Origin of the sequence: Streptomyces sp. NPDC091377 (assembly GCF_044757045.1) — a bacterium.
Lineage (GTDB): Bacteria > Actinomycetota > Actinomycetes > Streptomycetales > Streptomycetaceae > Streptomyces.
In genome coordinates this window covers 118,851-134,875 of record NZ_JBIVUE010000020.1, presented here as the reverse complement: position 1 = coordinate 134,875, position 16,025 = coordinate 118,851, and the positions used below count along the sequence as shown (strand labels likewise).

10 protein-coding genes and 1 pseudogene are annotated in these 16,025 nt (G+C 71.2%); 4 read left to right on the top strand and 7 right to left on the bottom strand.

Annotated features, from left to right (window positions below; genetic code table 11):
- Window positions 1-110 precede the first annotated feature (110 nt).
- The 5 genes from ACIQNG_RS32685 to ACIQNG_RS32665 all read right to left on the bottom strand — a co-directional run bounded on the left by ACIQNG_RS32685 (window position 111) and on the right by ACIQNG_RS32665 (window position 7,674).
- Window positions 111-1,490 carry an alpha-amylase family protein gene (locus tag ACIQNG_RS32685; RefSeq protein WP_401490040.1) on the bottom strand — a complete coding sequence of 460 codons (1,380 nt, stop codon included), beginning with the start codon at window positions 1,488-1,490 and terminating at the stop codon, window positions 111-113.
- Between the two features lie 145 nt (window positions 1,491-1,635).
- Window positions 1,636-3,330, bottom strand: coding sequence for a glycoside hydrolase family 13 protein (locus tag ACIQNG_RS32680; RefSeq protein ID WP_401426771.1), 1,695 nt, complete (start codon window positions 3,328-3,330; stop codon window positions 1,636-1,638).
- 132 nt (window positions 3,331-3,462) lie between these two features.
- Window positions 3,463-4,371 carry a sugar ABC transporter permease gene (locus ACIQNG_RS32675; RefSeq protein ID WP_401490038.1) on the bottom strand — a complete coding sequence of 303 codons (909 nt, stop codon included), beginning with the start codon at window positions 4,369-4,371 and terminating at the stop codon, window positions 3,463-3,465.
- A gap of 13 nt (window positions 4,372-4,384) precedes the next feature.
- Window positions 4,385-5,389 (bottom strand): carbohydrate ABC transporter permease, encoded by a 1,005-nt coding sequence (locus ACIQNG_RS32670; protein WP_401426765.1) that lies wholly within the window; start codon window positions 5,387-5,389, stop codon window positions 4,385-4,387.
- Window positions 5,390-6,405: 1,016 nt separating this feature from the next.
- Window positions 6,406-7,674, bottom strand: a complete 1,269-nt coding sequence (locus ACIQNG_RS32665) for an extracellular solute-binding protein (protein WP_401426763.1) — start codon at window positions 7,672-7,674, stop codon at window positions 6,406-6,408.
- A 515-nt stretch (window positions 7,675-8,189) separates the two neighbouring features.
- Here ACIQNG_RS32665 and ACIQNG_RS32660 point away from each other — a divergent pair.
- Both ACIQNG_RS32660 and ACIQNG_RS32655 read left to right on the top strand, forming a co-directional pair.
- Window positions 8,190-9,248 carry a LacI family DNA-binding transcriptional regulator gene (locus ACIQNG_RS32660; RefSeq protein WP_401490035.1) on the top strand — a complete coding sequence of 353 codons (1,059 nt, stop codon included), beginning with the start codon at window positions 8,190-8,192 and terminating at the stop codon, window positions 9,246-9,248.
- 97 nt (window positions 9,249-9,345) lie between these two features.
- A complete protein-coding gene (locus ACIQNG_RS32655; RefSeq protein ID WP_401490033.1) occupies window positions 9,346-10,236 on the top strand; it encodes a phosphatase PAP2 family protein in 891 nt (296 codons plus the stop codon).
- A 69-nt stretch (window positions 10,237-10,305) separates the two neighbouring features.
- Here the strand turns inward: ACIQNG_RS32655 and ACIQNG_RS32650 are convergent, their stop codons facing one another.
- Window positions 10,306-13,320: a bifunctional [glutamine synthetase] adenylyltransferase/[glutamine synthetase]-adenylyl-L-tyrosine phosphorylase gene (locus ACIQNG_RS32650; RefSeq protein WP_401490031.1), complete on the bottom strand. Its 3,015-nt coding sequence runs from the start codon at window positions 13,318-13,320 to the stop codon at window positions 10,306-10,308.
- A 133-nt stretch (window positions 13,321-13,453) separates the two neighbouring features.
- On the opposite strand from ACIQNG_RS32650, the gene ACIQNG_RS32645 reads away from it, so the two are divergent.
- Window positions 13,454-13,966: a pyridoxamine 5'-phosphate oxidase family protein gene (locus ACIQNG_RS32645; protein WP_401426756.1), complete on the top strand. Its 513-nt coding sequence runs from the start codon at window positions 13,454-13,456 to the stop codon at window positions 13,964-13,966.
- Between the two features lie 84 nt (window positions 13,967-14,050).
- Window positions 14,051-14,233, top strand: a pseudogene (locus ACIQNG_RS32640) (VOC family protein); the annotation flags it as partial.
- Window positions 14,234-14,394: 161 nt separating this feature from the next.
- Here the strand turns inward: ACIQNG_RS32640 and ACIQNG_RS32635 are convergent.
- Window positions 14,395-15,756, bottom strand: coding sequence for a glutamine synthetase family protein (locus ACIQNG_RS32635; RefSeq protein ID WP_401426754.1), 1,362 nt, complete (start codon window positions 15,754-15,756; stop codon window positions 14,395-14,397).
- Window positions 15,757-16,025 lie beyond the last annotated feature (269 nt).

The window sequence follows — 16,025 nt, the reverse complement described above, 5'->3', positions numbered from 1 at the left end:
GGTTGCAGCAAGACTTCTGCAAGGGGAGGAAAAAACTTTCAGTCGGGTCATGGCGAGCCACGCGGGTGCCGCGCACCCGGGAGGTCGGGGTGCGCGGCGCGCGGGCCGGTTCAGCAGGTCGTCTTCCCCGCGTGCACGGCGAGGGCGGTGTCGGCGGCCAGGGTCGCCGTGAGGTGCCCGGAGCCGTTGACGTTCACGGTGGTGTTGTTCTGGACGTTGCAGTAGGTCCCGGCCGGCAGGGAGGTCTGGTAGGTGCGGGTCAGGGAGCCGGATTCGTGGTTGACGGCGACGAATCCCTTGGTGCCGCGGCCGAAGGCGATGGCGTCGGCGCCGTTGTCCCACCAGTCGGTGACGGCCTGGCCGCGGGTGGCGTTGCGGAAGGCCACCATGCGCTGGATCTCCGGCCAGGCGTGCTGGCACTTCCAGCCGTTCTGCCAGCAGGCGTCGACCCGGCCGCCGGCGGGCGGACCGGCGTCGTGGTCGGTGAACTCGTAGCCGGAGTTGATGTCCGGGGCGCCGTAGGGCCAGGCCAGCATGAAGACCTGGGCCAGGGTGTAGTTCGCGTTGTCCTTGTAGCTGAGGGTGGAGCCGTTGCGCTCGGTGTCGTGGTTGTCCACGAAGACCCCGGAGACCCCGCTGGGCAGATATCCCCAGCCCTCGCCGTAGTTCTTCAGGTAGGCGAGGTTCTCCTGGGTGAAGACCCGCTTGAGGTCGTAGGCGTAACGGAACTCCTGGACGTCCCCGTTGCCGGTGTACTCGCCGGGCTGGACGGCCTCGCCGTTGCCCTGGATGACCTCCTGCTTCCAGTAGACGGAGGGGTTGCTGAGCCGGGACTTGATGTCCGCGAGGTCGGCGGCCGGTATGTGCTTGGCGGCGTCGATGCGGAAGCCGTCCACGCCGAGGGAGAGCAGGTCGTTCAGATAGCGGGCGAGGGCGCCGCGGACGTACTCCTCGCCGGTGTCCAGGTCGGCCAGGCCGACCAGTTCGCAGTGCTGAACGTTCCAGCGGTCCCGGTAGTCGGTGATCTGGCCGGTGCAGTCGTCGAAGTCGGCGGAGGAGTACAGGCCCGGATAGGTGTACTTGGAGTACGAGGAGCCGCCGGTGCCGGTGCCGCCGCCCGCCGACATGTGGTTGACGACGGCGTCCACGACGACCTTCACCCCGGCCGCGTGGCAGGTGCCGACCATGTTCCGGAAGGCGGTCCGGTCGCCCAGCCGCCCGGCGATCCGGTAGCTGACGGGCTGGTACGAGGTCCACCACTGGGCGCCCTGGATGTGCTCGGCGGGCGGGGAGACCTGGACGTAGCCGTACCCGGCGGGGCCGAGCCGGTCGGTGCACTCACGGGCGACCGAGGCGAAGTTCCACTCGAAGAGGACGGCGGTGACGTCCTTGGTGCCGGGCGGGGAGGCGCTCGCGGAACCGGGGGCGAGAAGGGCTCCGGTCGCCGCGAGCGCGAGGGTGAGCGCGCCTGAAACGATTCTGCTGGCCATGTGGGGGTTCCTTCACCGTTGAAGGGGCGGGGTGCCGCGCTGCATGCGCTTGCTGCAAGTCCGCAAAAAGTCTTGCGGTGGCCAGATGGTAGAGGCCCGCCGCCCAGAAGGGCAGCGGGCCGACGGAAGTTGTCGCGCGGAGGGGTTACCGGGCCGGGCCGAACCACACGGTGGTGTCGCCCGGCACCTTGGTCTCGCCGTCCGTCCCGTCGCACTCCCCGCTGGCGAGCAGCAGCCGCCCGTACCCGGGCACGGTCACCGACTCCCCCGTGGTGTTCGCGACGCACACGAACGCGCCGCGCCGGAAGGCCAGGACGCCCTCGGGGGCCCGCAGCCACTCCACGGCGTCGCCCGCGCCCAGGTCGGGCTGGTCCCGGCGCAGGGCGAGGGCGGAGCGGTACAGCTCCAGGGTGGAGCCGGGCACCCCGGTCTGCGCCTCGACGCTCAGCTCGCCCCAGCCCTCCGGCTGCGGCAGCCAGCTCCCGCCGCCGCCGAAGCCGTACGCCGGTCCCGTACGGGTCCAGGGGACGGGCACCCGGCAGCCGTCGCGGAAGCCGTCCTGGCCCTCGCCGCGGAAGTAGGCGGGGTCCTGGCGGACCTCGTCGGGCAGGTCCACGACGTCGGGCAGGCCCAGTTCCTCGCCCTGGTAGATGTAGGCCGAGCCGGGCAGGGCCAGCATCAGCAGGGTGGCCGCGCGCGCCCGGCGCAGCCCCAGTTCGCGGTCGCCCGGGGTACGGATCTGGGTGCCGAGTCCCGGCGGGTTGCCGAACCGGGTGGCGTGCCGGGTGACGTCGTGGTTGGAGAGCACCCAGGTGGCGGGGGCGCCGACGGGGCGCATCGCCTCCAGGGTGCGGTCGATGACGGCCCGCAGTTCCTCGGCGTCCCAGTCGGTGCTCAGGTACTGGAAGTTGAACGCCTGGTGCAGTTCGTCGGGGCGGACGTAGTTCGCGGTGCGCTCGACGGTCGGGGTCCACGCCTCGGCGACGAAGATGCGGTCGCCCGTGTACTCGTCCAGGATGGTGCGCCACTGGCGGTAGATGGCGTGGACGCCGTCCTGGTCGAAGAACGGCATGACGTCGTTGCCCAGCAGCCGCAGGTGTTCATGGGAGCCGAGGTCGGGCAGGCCCGGTGCCTTCACCAGTCCGTGGGCGACGTCGATCCGGAAGCCGTCGACGCCCATGTCCAGCCAGAAGCGCAGGATGGAGCGGAACTCGTCGCCGACGGCCGGGTGGTCCCAGTTGAAGTCGGGCTGCTCGGGGGCGAAGAGGTGCAGGTACCAGTCGCCGGGGGTGCCGTCGGGTTCGGTGACCCGGGTCCAGGCGGGGCCGCCGAAGATGGACTCCCAGTCGTTGGGCGGCAGTTCACCGTCCGCGCCCTTGCCGGGGCGGAAGTGGTAGCGGTCGCGCAGCGGCGAGCCCGGCCCGTCGGCGAGGGCGCGCCTGAACCAGTCGTACCGGTCGGAGGAATGGTTGGGCACCAGGTCCACGATGATCCGCAGACCGTGGGCGTGGGCGTCGCGGATCAGCGCGTCCGCGTCGAGCAGGGAGCCGAACATCGGGTCCACGGCCCGGTAGTCGGCGACGTCGTAGCCGGCGTCGGCCTGCGGCGAGGCGTAGAAGGGGCTGAGCCACACCGCGTCCACGCCGAGGTCGCGCAGATACGGCAGTCTCGACCGGGCGCCCTCCAGGTCCCCCATGCCGTCGCCGTTGCTGTCGGCGAAGCTGCGCGGGTAGACCTGGTAGATCACCGCGTCCCGCCACCAGTCCCGGCGCCGGGCGACGGTGGCGGTGGTGGAGTGCGGCGCCGAGGGGTGCGGCGCTGAGGAGTGCTGCTGGCTCATGGCGTCCTTGCTGCGAGTGGGGTCGTACGGGGGGCCGTGGGTGGAGGGGTGGGGGTGGAGGTGGTTCGCGCGGTTCCCGCACCTCCGGTACGCCGTCCGTCGGGTGCGGGTCGTGGCCGGTGCCCGCGCGGGTCAGCCCTTGGTGCCGCCGGAGGTGAGGCCGGTCACCAGGTTCTTCTGCACGAGGTAGAAGAACGCGGACACCGGTATCGCGATCAGTACGGCGGTGGCGGCCATCAGATTGCGCTGGGCGTCGTGCTCGCTGACGAAGCTCTGGAGTCCGACGGCGAAGGTGTACTTCTCGTCGTCCAGCAGGAACGTGGTGGCGAAGGCGACCTCGCCGAAGGCGGTGATGAAGCTGTAGAACGCGGCGACGGCCAGACCGGGGCGGGCCAGCGGCAGGATCAGCCGCAGGAAGGTGCCGAAGGGCGAGAGCCCGTCGACGCGTCCGGCCTCGTCGATCTCGAAGGGGATGGTGTCGAAGTAGCCCTTCATCAGCCAGGCGCAGTAGGGCACCGCGGTCGAGCAGTAGACCAGGATCAGCCCGAGGTAGGTGTCGATGAGCTGGAAGTCGCTGAGGAGCTGGTACATCGGGACCATCAGCACGGCGACCGGGAACATCTGGGTGACCAGCAGGACCCACATGAACTTCTTGTAGCCGGGGAAGCGCATCCGGGAGACGGCGTAACCGGTGGTGGCGGCGATCAGCACCCCGATGACGGTGGTGCCGAGGGAGACGATCAGCGAACTCTTCAGCCAGTCGAAGAAGTTGGTCTCGGTCAGCACATGGCTGTAGTTGGCGAGGGCCATCTTGGACCAGATGCGGCCGGGGTGGAGGTAGTCGTCCTTGTCCGGGCCGAGGGAGAGGAAGACCAGCCAGGCGACCGGGAACAGCGCGACAAGGCTGGCCAGGGTGAGGATGCCGTGCGAGGCGAGGGTCCCGAGGGGGCCGGACTCACCGCGGCGGCGCGAGGCGCGGGGCGCCGGGGCGGGAGCGGTGGTGTCCGCGGCGGCGGACTTCTTGACGGTGGTGGTGCTCATGGGGGCTCCTGCCTCAGATCGCGAACTGCTGCTCGTTGCGGTTGAGCCAGCGGCGGTACACGGAGGTGAAGACGATCAGGATGGCCAGCAGCAGGATGCCGTAGGCGGCGGACTGCGCGAAGTCGCGCGGCTGCTGCCCGAAGCCGAGCTGGTAGGCCCAGGTGACGAGGATCTGCGCGTCCGGGGCGGTGTTGCCGAAGAGCAGGAAGATCACCGCGAACTGGTTGAACGTCCAGATCACCCCGAGCAGCACGACGGTGGAGCTGACCGAGCGCAGGCCCGGCAGGGTGACGTACCAGAACCGCTGCCAGGCGGTCGCGCCGTCCATCTCGGCGGCCTCGTACAGCGTGTGGTCGATGGACTGGAGCCCGCCGAGCAGGGAGACCATCATGAACGGCACGCCGCACCAGGTGTTGACCATGATGGCGGCGAACCGCTGCCAGAAGGTGTCCTCCAGCCAGGCCGGGGTGGGCAGCCCGAGGCTGTCCAGGCCCATGTTGATGATCCCGGCGTCGGCGAGCATGAACCGCCAGCCGAAGACGGTGACGAAGGTGGGCACCGCCCAGGGCAGGACCAGCAGCAGCCGGTAGAGGGTGCGTCCGCGCAGCTTCTGGTTGAGCAGCAGGGCGAGGCCGAGGCCGATCGTGTAGTGGAGGAAGACACAGGCCGCCGTCCACACGATGGTCCAGATGAAGTGCGACCAGAACCGGTCGTAGGCGGTCTCGCCCCAGAGGATGTCGGCGTAGTTGTCGAACCCGATGAACTTGTACGTCGCCTCGATCTCGTTGACACCGATGGTGCGGGCGGTGTTGAGGCTGTTGGCGTCGGTGAGCGTGAGGTAGAAGCCGTAGGCGAGCGGGTACAGCACGAGGACGCCCAGCACGACGATCACCGGGGCGATCATCGCGTAGGCGTACCAGTACTTCTGGTAGCTGCGCTTCAGGCGCCCGCCCAGTCCTGGCCGGGGCGCACGGTCACCGAGCCGCTTGCCGGTCGCTCGGTCGATGGCGACTGTCATGGTTCGACACCTTCTGGAAGTTCAAGGGGAGAGGACCTTGCCGGGGGTCCGTGGCGGACGGGCCGGCGCCCGCGGCTCCGCGGCGGACGGCCCGATGCCCACGGCTCCGGGGCGGACGGCCCGGTGCCCGCTGGGCTGTGGCGGCCGGGCCGATGCGGGGCGCCGGGGCCGGCGCCGGGCGGGCGCGTGGGCCGGTGGCCGTGGGCCGCGACCCGGTGGCCGTGGGCCGGTGGCCGTGGGCCGCAAACCCGTGCCGGGCCCCAGGCGTGCGGGGCGTGGCATGCGGACCCGTGACCGCGAGGCCGTGGCACGCGCACCGATGGCCGTGGACCGTGGCACACGAACCGGTACCGGGCCCAGGCACACGGGCCGTGGCACCCGCACCGGTGACGGCGGGCCCGTGACCGGTGCCGGGCGCGAGGGCCGGTGGCCGTGGGCCGTGGCCCTCGAACCGGTGCCGGGCCCCGGGGCCGCGGGCCGTGGCACGCGCACCGATGGCCGTGGGCCGTGGCACACGAACCGGTATTGGGCCCAGGCACGCGGGCCGTGGCACACGAGTCCGTGACCGCGAGGCCGTGGCACACGAACCGGTACCGGGCCCAGGCACATGGACCGTGGCACCCGCACCGATGACCGCAGGCCCGTGACCGGGGCCGGGCGCCGGGCGCGAGGCCCGTGGTACGCGAACCGGTGGCCGTGGGCCGTAGCACGCGGCCGTGGACGCGAACCCGTGGCCACAGAGCCGTGGCAAGCGGGCCGGTGACCGCGCGGCCATGGCACGCGGACCCGTGGCCGCCAGGCCAGGCACGCCCACCGGGGCCGGGCCCCAGGCACGCGGGCCGTGGCACCCGCACCGGTGGCCGCAGGCCCGTGACCGCGAGGCCGTGGCACGCAGGCCCGTGCCACGCAGGCCCGTGGTCGCGAAAACCGGGGCCGCGAGGCCGTCGTGGTCGGTCGGTGGGGGGCGGAGTCCTCTCCCGCGTTCGCGGGAGGGGGGGTCCGGCGGCCGGGCGGGGTCACTTGTCGAAGTCCGGCACCAGCTTGGCGATCGCGGTCTCGGCGCTGTCCAGCCCCTCGTCCAGGGACTTCTTGCCACCGGCGACGGCGAGCAGTTCGTCGTCCAGCGGGCCCCACAGCGAGCTGTACTCGGGCAGGGCCGGGCGCGGCTGGGCGGCGGTGAGGACGCCCTGGTAGCCGGCGATGCCCGGGTCGGCCTTGACCTTGTCGGTGTAGGCGTCGTCGCGGGTGGGCAGCGTGGAGTTCTTCAGCGCGATGGTCTCCTGGGCCTTCACCGAGGTCATGAAGTTGACGAACTTCAGGGCCGCCTCCTGGCGATCGGCGCTGGAGCCGGCGTACACGGAGAGGTTGTGGCCGCCGGTGGGGGCGCCCGCCTTGCCGCTGGAGCCGGCCGGGACGGTGGCGATGCCGAGGTTGTTCTTGTCCTTGAAGGCGCTGCCCTTGTAGAAGTTGGTGATCTCCCACGGGCCCTGGACGATCGAGGCGACCTTGCCGTTGACGAACGCGTCCTGGATGTGGGCGTAGGCGTCGGCGGTGGTGTCGGCCTTGTGCAGACCCTTGCCGTCGAAGAGGCCCTGCCAGGTCTCGTAGCCCTTCTTGGCCTCGGGCGAGGTGACGGTGATCTTCTTGGCGTCGGCGTCGACCGTGTCGGCGCCCTCGCCGTAGAGGAAGGACTGGGCGTAGTAGGACTGGGTGGAGCCCCAGTAGCCGTCGACGCCGGTCTTGTCCTTGATGGTGGCGGCGGCCGTCTTCAGGTCGTCCCAGGTCTTGGGGGCCTCGACCCCGGCCTTCTCGAAGAGGTCCTTGTTGTAGACGAGGGCCAGGGTGTCGGTGGTGAAGGGGGCGCCGTAGACCTTGCCCTCGTAGGTGGCCTGCTCGATCAGGCTGGGCTGGAAGGCGTCCTGGTCGGCGAGGGCCTCGGTGCCGTCGAGCGGCAGGAAGAAGCCCTTCTTGGCGAAGGCGGGGGTCCAGCCGACCTCGGAGCGCAGCACGTCGGGGGCGCCCTTGGAACCGGCGGCGGTGTCGAACTTGTTCTGCGCCTGGTCGAAGGGGACGTTGACGTACTTGACCTTGATGTCCTTGTGGGCGGCCTCGAACTCCTTGACCAGGTCCTGGTACGTCGGCGCCTCGTTGGTGGCGTTGGAGGTGTCCCACCAGGTGATGGTGACCGGGCCGTCGGCCGAGTCGCCGCTGTCGCTTCCGCCGCAGGCCGTCGCCGCGAGGGCGAGGGACGCCGCCAGCGCGGTGGCCGCTATGCCACGCCGCATGAGTTCTCCTTGAGGGTGAAAGCCCGAGTAGCTCCAGGAGGCGGTCCCGTCCACCGCTCCTGTCGACTTGCCGACTGCGTCGTTGCTGCCGCCGCCGGGCGTCGTGAACGTAACAGCGATGTAAGCGTTGCGAAAGACCTTGCAGAAAAAAAGTGCAAGACCTGGAGGAAGTCACCCCGCCCTGTGCCTTCATGGACGGGATCACGACCCCGCCCCACCGGCGCGGGGCCAGGGCGTACGGTGTTGTGCAAGACTCTGCAAGGGTTTGCCGGACGTTTCACGCAGCGATCGATCGGGCGCACGGTCACGAACTGTCGATCACGAGGTCGACAACCGACCTGTCGGTCACGACCTGCCGACGACGACCCGGCGACACCGGTCCGCCGGTCCCGACCTGTCGATCACGATCCCAAGGGGACGCCATGACGCAGCAACCCGCCTCGGGGCGCGCAACCGCCCGCGCCAGGCGTCCGGTCGGTGGGCAGGGCGACGGGCGGCGGGTACAGTCCGGTCCCGTGACCACACGGCTTGCCGACATCGCCGCGCAGGCGGGAGTGAGCGAAGCGACCGTCAGCCGCGTCCTCAACGGGAAGCCCGGCGTCGCCGCCACCACCCGCCAGTCCGTGCTCGCCGCGCTGGACGTGCTCGGCTACGAGCGTCCGGTACGGCTGCGGCAGCGCAGCGCGGGACTGGTGGGGCTGATCACCCCGGAGTTGGAGAACCCCATCTTCCCGGCCCTCGCGCAGGTGATCGGGCAGGCGCTGACCCGGCAGGGCTACACCCCGGTGCTCGCCACCCAGACCCCCGGCGGCTCCACGGAGGACGAGCTGACCGAGATGCTGGTGGACCGCGGGGTGGCCGGCATCATCTATGTCTCGGGGCTGCACGCCGACACCACCGCCGACATGCAGCGCTACGAGCAGTTGCGCGGGCAGGGCGTGCCCTTCGTGCTGGTGGACGGCTTCTCGCCGAAGGTGCAGGCGCCGTTCATCTCCCCCGACGACCGGGCGGCGATGACCCTGGCGGTGACCCATCTGGTGTCGCTGGGCCACACCCGGATCGGGCTGGCGCTCGGGCCGAAGCGGTTCGTGCCGGTGCAGCGCAAGACGGAGGGGTTCGTGCAGGCGATGCGCGACCAGTTGGGGCTGGCGGCGGGGACCGTGGAGACCGAGCTGATCCAGCACTCGCTGTACACGCTGGAGGGCGGACAGGCGGCGGCCGGGGCCCTGATCGAGCGGGACTGCACGGCGGTGGTGTGCGCGAGCGACATGATGGCGCTGGGTGCCATACGGGCGGCGCGGCAGCGCGGGCTGGCCGTGCCGAGGGATGTCTCGGTGGTCGGTTTCGACGACTCGCCGCTGATCGCGTTCACCGATCCGCCGCTCACCACGGTCCGCAAGCCGGTGCCCGCGATGGGCCAGGCCGCGGTGCGCACCCTGCTGGAGGAGATCGGCGGGACGCCCGCGCCGCACAGTGAGTTCGTGTTCATGCCGGAACTGGTGGTGCGGGGATCGACGGCATCGGCTCCCGGGGAGCGCGCCAGGGCCGTCCCCGGGCGAACCCCCACGCTGTGATCAGGGGGAATGTCGTCCTTCGGGCGTAGGACGTGCGGGCCGAACCCGACCAGGGGATGATCGGACCAGGATGTCTTTTCTGGCAGACTCTATGCCTATGGGTGAGACGACCGTGACGACGAGGGAAGGCCGCGAAGAGGCCCTTCCGCAGGCCGTTGCGGACCCGGCGCGGCGGCGGGGGCCGCTGAGCCGGATGCGGACTCCCCGGCGGCCCCGGTTCTGGTTCGAGATCCTGCTGATCGCGGTGAGTTACTGGACGTACTCGCTGATCCGCAACGCCGTGCCGGAGCAGAAGGAACAGGCGCTGAGCAACGCGGACTGGATCTGGAAGGTCGAGCAGCAGCTGGGGCTCGCCTTCGAGCAGTCCGTGAATCACGCGGTCAACTCCGTGACTTGGCTCATCGTCGGAATGAACTACTACTACGCCACGCTGCATTTCGTGGTGACGCTGGGTGTGCTGGTGTGGCTCTACCGCAGCCATCCCGGCCGGTACGCCGCCACCCGGACAGTGCTGTTCTCCACCACCGGTGTCGCGCTGCTGGGGTACTACCTGTATCCGCTCGCGCCGCCCCGGCTGATGAACGGCCAGAACTTCATCGACACCGTGGTGGTCCATCAGACCTGGGGGTCGATGGCGTCCGGCGATCTGAAGAACATGTCCAACCAGTACGCGGCGATGCCGTCCATGCACATCGGCTGGTCGCTGTGGTGCGGGCTGACCATCTTCGCGCTGGCGACGGTGCCGTGGGCGCGGGTGCTCGGGATCCTCTACCCCGTGCTGACGCTGGTGGTGATCGTGGCGACGGCCAATCACTTCTGGCTGGACGCCGTCGGAGGCATGGTGTGCCTCGCCTTCGGTTACGGTGTGGCCCGGCTCTGGTACGGGGCGTTGCCCCATGCGCTGCCCCGGCTGGTGGTGCCCGTGCAGCGCACGAAGCCGATGCCCCGCAGGGCCGAGCCCGAGCGGCTGCCCGCCCCACGCGCCTGAGCGGCTGCCCGCCCCACATGCCTGAGCGGCTGCTCGTAGGACCCGTTGCCGAGGAAGCTCGCGGCGTTCCTACAGTTCCGTTCCGTAGAAGAGGACTTCCATCACCGCTCTCGCCCTGCGGGCGGTACGGCGGTACTCGTCCAGCATGTCGCCCGCGTGACCGGGGCCGTGGCCCAGGTAGCGGCCCACCGCGGCGAGTTCCCTCGGGTCCGACGGGAAGGTGTCGCCGGCCCGGCCGCGGACCAGCATCACCGCGTTGCGGACCCGGGTGGCAAGGACCCACGCCTCGTCCAGGGTCGCCACGTCCTCGGGGCTGATGAGGCCGGCGTCCCGGGCGGCGGCGAGGGCCGCGCGGGTGCGGGTGGTGCGCAGGGCGGGCACCTCGGCGCCGTGGCGCAGTTGGAACAGCTGAACCGTCCACTCCACGTCGGACAGCCCGCCCGGCCCCAGCTTGGTGTGGAGCTTGGGGTCGGCGCCGCGCGGCATCCGCTCCGACTCCATCCGGGCCTTGAGCCGCCGCACCTCCCGCAGTGCCTCGTCGGCCAGGCCCGCCGGCGGATAGCGCAGGGGGTCGATCAGGGCGATGAAGCGGCGGCCCAGTTCCGGGTCCCCGGCGACCGGTTCGGCCCGTAGCAGGGCCTGCGACTCCCAGCCGAGCGACCAGCGGCGGTAGTACGCCTCGTAGGACTTCAGGGTGCGGACCAGGGGGCCGGACTTGCCCTCGGGGCGCAGGTCGGCGTCGATCAGCAGGGGCGGGTCCGAGCTGGGGATCTGGAGCAGCCGGCGCATCTCGGAGACGACCTTGCCCGCGGCCTTGGCGGCCTCCTCCTCGCGGACGCCCTCGCGGGGCTCGTGCACGAAGACGACGTCGGCGTCCGAGCCGTAGCCCAGTTCGTGGCCGCCGAAGCGGCCCATGCCGATGACGGCGAACCGGGTGGGCAGTTCCTCGCCCCAGTGTTCACGGACGACGGCCCGCAGGGTGCCGGCGAGGGTGGCGGCGGTGAGGTCGGAGACGGCGGCGCCGACCCGGTCCACCAGGGCGCCCTGGTCGGCCTCGACGGCGTGGGTCTCGGTGCCGTAGGAGGAGACGATGTCGGCGGCGGTCGTACGGAACAGTTCGCGGCGCCGCACCCCGCGGGCCGCCGCGACGGCGTGCACCGCGTTGTCGGCGCGGCCGACGGCGGCGAGGATCTCCTGTTCGAGCTGGGCGCGGGGCCGGGTCGCGAGTCCGCTGCGGGCGCCGTCGCCGTCGCCGAGCAGGGCGACCGCCTCGGGGGCGCGCATCAGCAGGTCGGGGGCGAGCCGCCCGGCGGACAGGACGCGGGCGAGGTTCTCGGCCGCCGCGCCCTCGTCGCGCAGCAGCCGCAGGTACCAGGGCGTCTTGCCGAGCGCGTCGGAGACCTTGCGGAAGTTGAGCAGTCCGGCGTCCGGGTCGGCGGAGTCCGCGAACCAGCCGAGCAGCACCGGCAGCAGGGTGCGCTGGATGGCGGACTTGCGGGTGACGCCGGAGGCCAGCGCCTCCAGATGGCGCAGGGCGGCGGCCGGGTCGGCGTAGCCGAGGGCGACCAGGCGTTCGCGGGCCGCCTCGGGGCTGAGCCGGGCCTCGCCGGGGGCGAGTTGGGCGACGGCGTCGAGCAGCGGGCGGTAGAAGAGCTTCTCGTGGAGGCGGCGTACGACGGCGGCATGCCGTCGCCACGCGCGGTTCAGGTCGGTGACCGGGTCGGTGCGCAGCCCCAGCGAGCGCCCGAGGCGGCGCTGGTCGGCCGGCTCGGAGGGCACGAGGTGGGTGCGGCGCAGCCGGTGAAGCTGGATGCGGTGCTCCATGGAGCGCAGGAAACGGTACGACTCCTCCAACTGGACGGCGTCCGCGCGCCCGACGTAGCCGCCGGCGGCGAGCGCGCGCAGGGCGTCGAGGGTGGTGCCGCTGCGCAGGCCGGTGTCGGAGCGGCCGTGCACGAGCTGGAGGAGCTGGACCGCGAACTCGACGTCCCGCAGTCCGCCGGGGCCGAGTTTCAGCTCGCGGTCGACCTCGGAGGCGGGGATGTTCTCGACCACCCGGCGGCGCATCTTCTGCACGTCGGCGACGAAGTTCTCACGCTCGGCGGCCTGCCACACCAGGGGTTCCAGCGCGGCGACGTACTCCTGTCCGAGGCCGAGGTCGCCGGCGACCGGGCGGGCCTTGAGCAGGGCCTGGAACTCCCAGGTCTTGGCCCAGCGCTGGTAGTAGACGACATGGCTGCTGAGGGTGCGCACCAGCGGGCCGTTGCGGCCCTCGGGGCGGAGGTTGGCGTCCACCGGCCAGATGGAGCCCTCGACGGTGGTCTCGGAGCAGATCCGCATCAGGTGCGAGGCGAGCCGGGTGGCGGCCTGGAGCGCCTTGACCTCGTCGGCCCCCTCGGCGCCGTCGGCGCTCTCGGCGACGAAGATGACGTCGACGTCGGAGACGTAGTTCAGCTCGTGGCCGCCGCACTTGCCCATGGCGACGACCGCGAGCCGGGCCAGGGCGGCGTCCTCGGGCGCGGCGGCGCGGGCCAGCGCGAGGGCGGCGCGCAGGGTGGCGGTGGCCAGGTCGGCGAGTTCGGCGGCGGTCTGCGCCACATCGGTGGTGCCGCACACGTCGCGGGCGGCGATGGACAGCAGGCAGCGCCGGTAGGCGACCCGCAGCGACACCGGGTCGGTGGCCTCGGCGAGGCCGCGCTCGAACTCCTCGACGCCGGGGTGCAGATCGCGCGGCTCGTACGTCATCAGCACCCGCCAGTCGTGCGGGTGCCGGGCGAGGTGGTCGGCGAGGGCGGCGGAGGCGCCCAGCACCCCGAGCAGCCGGTCGCGCAGCGGCTTGGCGGCGGTGAGGGTGTCCAGCAGCTCCTGCCGGTCCAGGTCCTGCGGCTGCGCCTCCAGGAGCCGGACCAGACCGTGCAGCGCGAGATCCGGGTCGGCCGTGGCACCCAGTGCCTCCAGCAGGACCGGGTCGTCCCTGAGCGGCGCCGGCTCGGGCGAGTCGAGGAGCCGCTCGGCGGCGGACGGGTCGGTGAATCCGTGCCGCAGCAGCCGTGTGAAGGTACTGCTCCTGCGCCCCGGCGTCATCACGCTCTCCCTCCCGTCCCGATCGATCCGGTACGAGCCTATCCGCAGCCTTGACCGCGGGCTCCGATGAGTTTCCCGGCCGCGGGGAGTCTGAGCGGGGAAAGAGGACAAGATCCGCATCTGGAGGCATCCGATGACCGAGCTGCGACCCGAGACCCGGCTGGACCCCGGCTTCAGCGACCCGAAGGCGACCGCCGTGCCCTGGGCCGAGGCGGAGCGGCGGCTCGCCGAGGCCGAGCTGTTCTGGATCTCGACGGTCCGTCCGGACGGACGGCCCCATGTCACCCCGCTGCCCGCCGTCTGGTCCGGGGGCGCCCTGCACTTCTGCACGGGCCCCGGGGAGCGCAAGGCCCGCAACCTCGCACAGAACCCGCACGTGGTGCTGACGACCGGGAACAACCTGATGGAAGAGGGCCACGACCTGGTCTACGAGGGTGAGGCGGTCCGGGTGACGGACGAGGCCCGGCTGCGTGAGCTGGCCGCCGCGTGGGAGACGAAGTACGGCGGCTTCTGGCATTTCGAGGTCGCCGACGGCGCCTTCCAGCACGCGCCGGGGACGGCTCATGTCTTCTCGGTGGCGCCGCGCACGGTCTTCGGCTTCGGTAAGGGTGAGCCGTTCAGCCAGACCCGCTGGCGGTTCGTCTGACCCACGCGCACCCACGACTCGGAGGACCGGCTGTGGAGTGCACGCTCGAAGTGATCCCCCTGCCCGTGGGCGACATCGACCGGGGTGGCCGACCTCCGCGCGGCGCGGGAGGAGCTGGTCGCCCGGGGGCTCGACGGGTCCGAGCCGGTCGAGTACACCGAGGACGACGGCGCCACGTTCATGTACGTCAGGGACCCGGACGGAAACGGCTGGACCGTCCAGCAGTACCGGCGCCGTGCCGAGGAGCCCCTCCACCGGCTCCTGACCACCAGGCGGAAACCCGGTAGGCGGTGTGAGGGGCGCGGGGTACCGTGCGACAGGCCCCGCCCGGGGCAGGCCGCCGACGGACCCCCCGCCCCTCCCCCAGGGCACCGGAACCGATCCCGCCCCGCGACTTCGCGGTGCTGTAGCCCCGCGACTTCGCGGGGCTACAGCACCGGCAGGTTCTTGCGCAGTTCGAACGCCGTGACCTCGGACCGGTACTCGTGCCATTCCGCGCGCTTGTTGCGGAGGAAGAAGTCGAAGACGTGCTCCCCCAGCGTCTCGGCGACGAGATCGCTGCGCTCCATCAGCGACAGCGCCTCGCCGAGGTTCTGCGGCAACGGCTCGATCCCCATCGCGCGGCGCTCGGCGTCGGACAGCGCCCACACGTCGTCCTCCGCGCCCGGCGGCAGCTCGTACCCCTCCTCGATGCCCTTGAGGCCCGCGGCGAGCAGCACGGCGTAGGAGAGGTAAGGATTCGCCCCGGTGTCCAGTGAGCGCACCTCGACGCGGGCGGAGCCGGTCTTGCCGGGCTTGTACATGGGGACGCGGACCAGCGCGGAGCGGTTGTTGTGCCCCCAGCAGATGTACGAGGGGGCCTCGCCGCCGGCGCCCGCGGTGCGCTCGGAGCCGCCCCAGATCCGCTTGTAGGAGTTCACCCACTGGTTGGTGACGGCGGAGATCTCACCGGCGTGCCGCAGCAGCCCGGCGATGAAGGACCGGCCGACCTTGGAGAGCTGGTACTCGGCGCCGGACTCGTAGAACGCGTTGCGGTCGCCCTCGAAGAGCGAGAGGTGGGTGTGCATCCCGGAGCCGGGGTGCTCGGAGAACGGCTTCGGCATGAAGGTGGCCTGGAGGTTCTGCTCCAGCGCGACCTGCTTCATCACCAGCCGGAAGGTCATCACGTTGTCGGCGGTGGAGAGCGCGTCGGCGTAGCGCAGATCGATCTCCTGCTGGCCGGGGGCGCCCTCGTGGTGGGAGAACTCGACGGAGATGCCCATCGACTCCAGCATGGTGATCGCCTGGCGGCGGAAGTCCATGCCGACGTTGGTCGGGGTGTGGTCGAAGTACCCGGAGTTGTCGGCGGGGGTCGGCACCGAGCCGTCGACCGGCTTGTTCTTCAGCAGGAAGAACTCGATCTCCGGGTGGGTGTAGAAGGTGAACCCGAGGTCGGAGGCGCGGGCGAGGGCGCGCTTGAGGACATAGCGCGGGTCCGCGAAGGACGGGGAGCCGTCCGGCATGAGGATGTCGCAGAACATCCGGGCGGTGCCGGGGGTCTCCGCGCGCCAGGGCAGCACCTGGAAGGTGGCGGGGTCGGGCTTGGCGATCATGTCGGACTCGTAGACCCGGGCGAAGCCCTCGATCGCGGAACCGTCGAAACCGATCCCTTCATCGAACGCCTGTTCGAGTTCGGCGGGGGCCACGGCCACGGACTTGAGGAAGCCCAGGACGTCGGTGAACCAGAGGCGCACGAACCGGATGTCGCGCTCCTCCAACGTACGGAGCACGAACTCCTGCTGCTTGTCCATCTTCCGCTTCCCCATCCTTGCTGGTCAGGCCCGTTGCCCCCGGGAGCCGTGAAAGGCGGTCGGGTTCCTGAGCATCCCACCACAACACCGTTTCGTGCGCGTTGCGGCCCATCTTGCCCGCTCGTATCCGTCTCCGGAACGGCCCGCCGTCCGGGGCGGCCCGTCGGCCGATCGGGCCATTCACGCTGCCGGTCTACGAGAAGACCGTCGTATCCCACTACGATCAGCTGACCCGACCGTCGACCTCGGCTTTGTCCTCTCGCTCCATT

What these genes read in the sequence shown, in the direction of transcription:
- ACIQNG_RS32685 (WP_401490040.1), bottom strand. Translation starts at nt 1,490, where the DNA reads ATGGCCAGCAGAATCGTTTCAGGCGCGCTCACCCTCGCGCTCGCGGCG.
- ACIQNG_RS32680 (WP_401426771.1), bottom strand. Translation starts at nt 3,330, where the DNA reads ATGAGCCAGCAGCACTCCTCAGCGCCGCACCCCTCGGCGCCGCACTCC.
- ACIQNG_RS32675 (WP_401490038.1), bottom strand. Translation starts at nt 4,371, where the DNA reads ATGAGCACCACCACCGTCAAGAAGTCCGCCGCCGCGGACACCACCGCT.
- ACIQNG_RS32670 (WP_401426765.1), bottom strand. Translation starts at nt 5,389, where the DNA reads ATGACAGTCGCCATCGACCGAGCGACCGGCAAGCGGCTCGGTGACCGT.
- ACIQNG_RS32665 (WP_401426763.1), bottom strand. Translation starts at nt 7,674, where the DNA reads ATGCGGCGTGGCATAGCGGCCACCGCGCTGGCGGCGTCCCTCGCCCTC.
- ACIQNG_RS32655 (WP_401490033.1), top strand. Translation starts at nt 9,346, where the DNA reads ATGGGTGAGACGACCGTGACGACGAGGGAAGGCCGCGAAGAGGCCCTT.
- ACIQNG_RS32650 (WP_401490031.1), bottom strand. Translation starts at nt 13,320, where the DNA reads ATGACGCCGGGGCGCAGGAGCAGTACCTTCACACGGCTGCTGCGGCAC.
- ACIQNG_RS32645 (WP_401426756.1), top strand. Translation starts at nt 13,454, where the DNA reads ATGACCGAGCTGCGACCCGAGACCCGGCTGGACCCCGGCTTCAGCGAC.
- ACIQNG_RS32635 (WP_401426754.1), bottom strand. Translation starts at nt 15,756, where the DNA reads ATGGACAAGCAGCAGGAGTTCGTGCTCCGTACGTTGGAGGAGCGCGAC.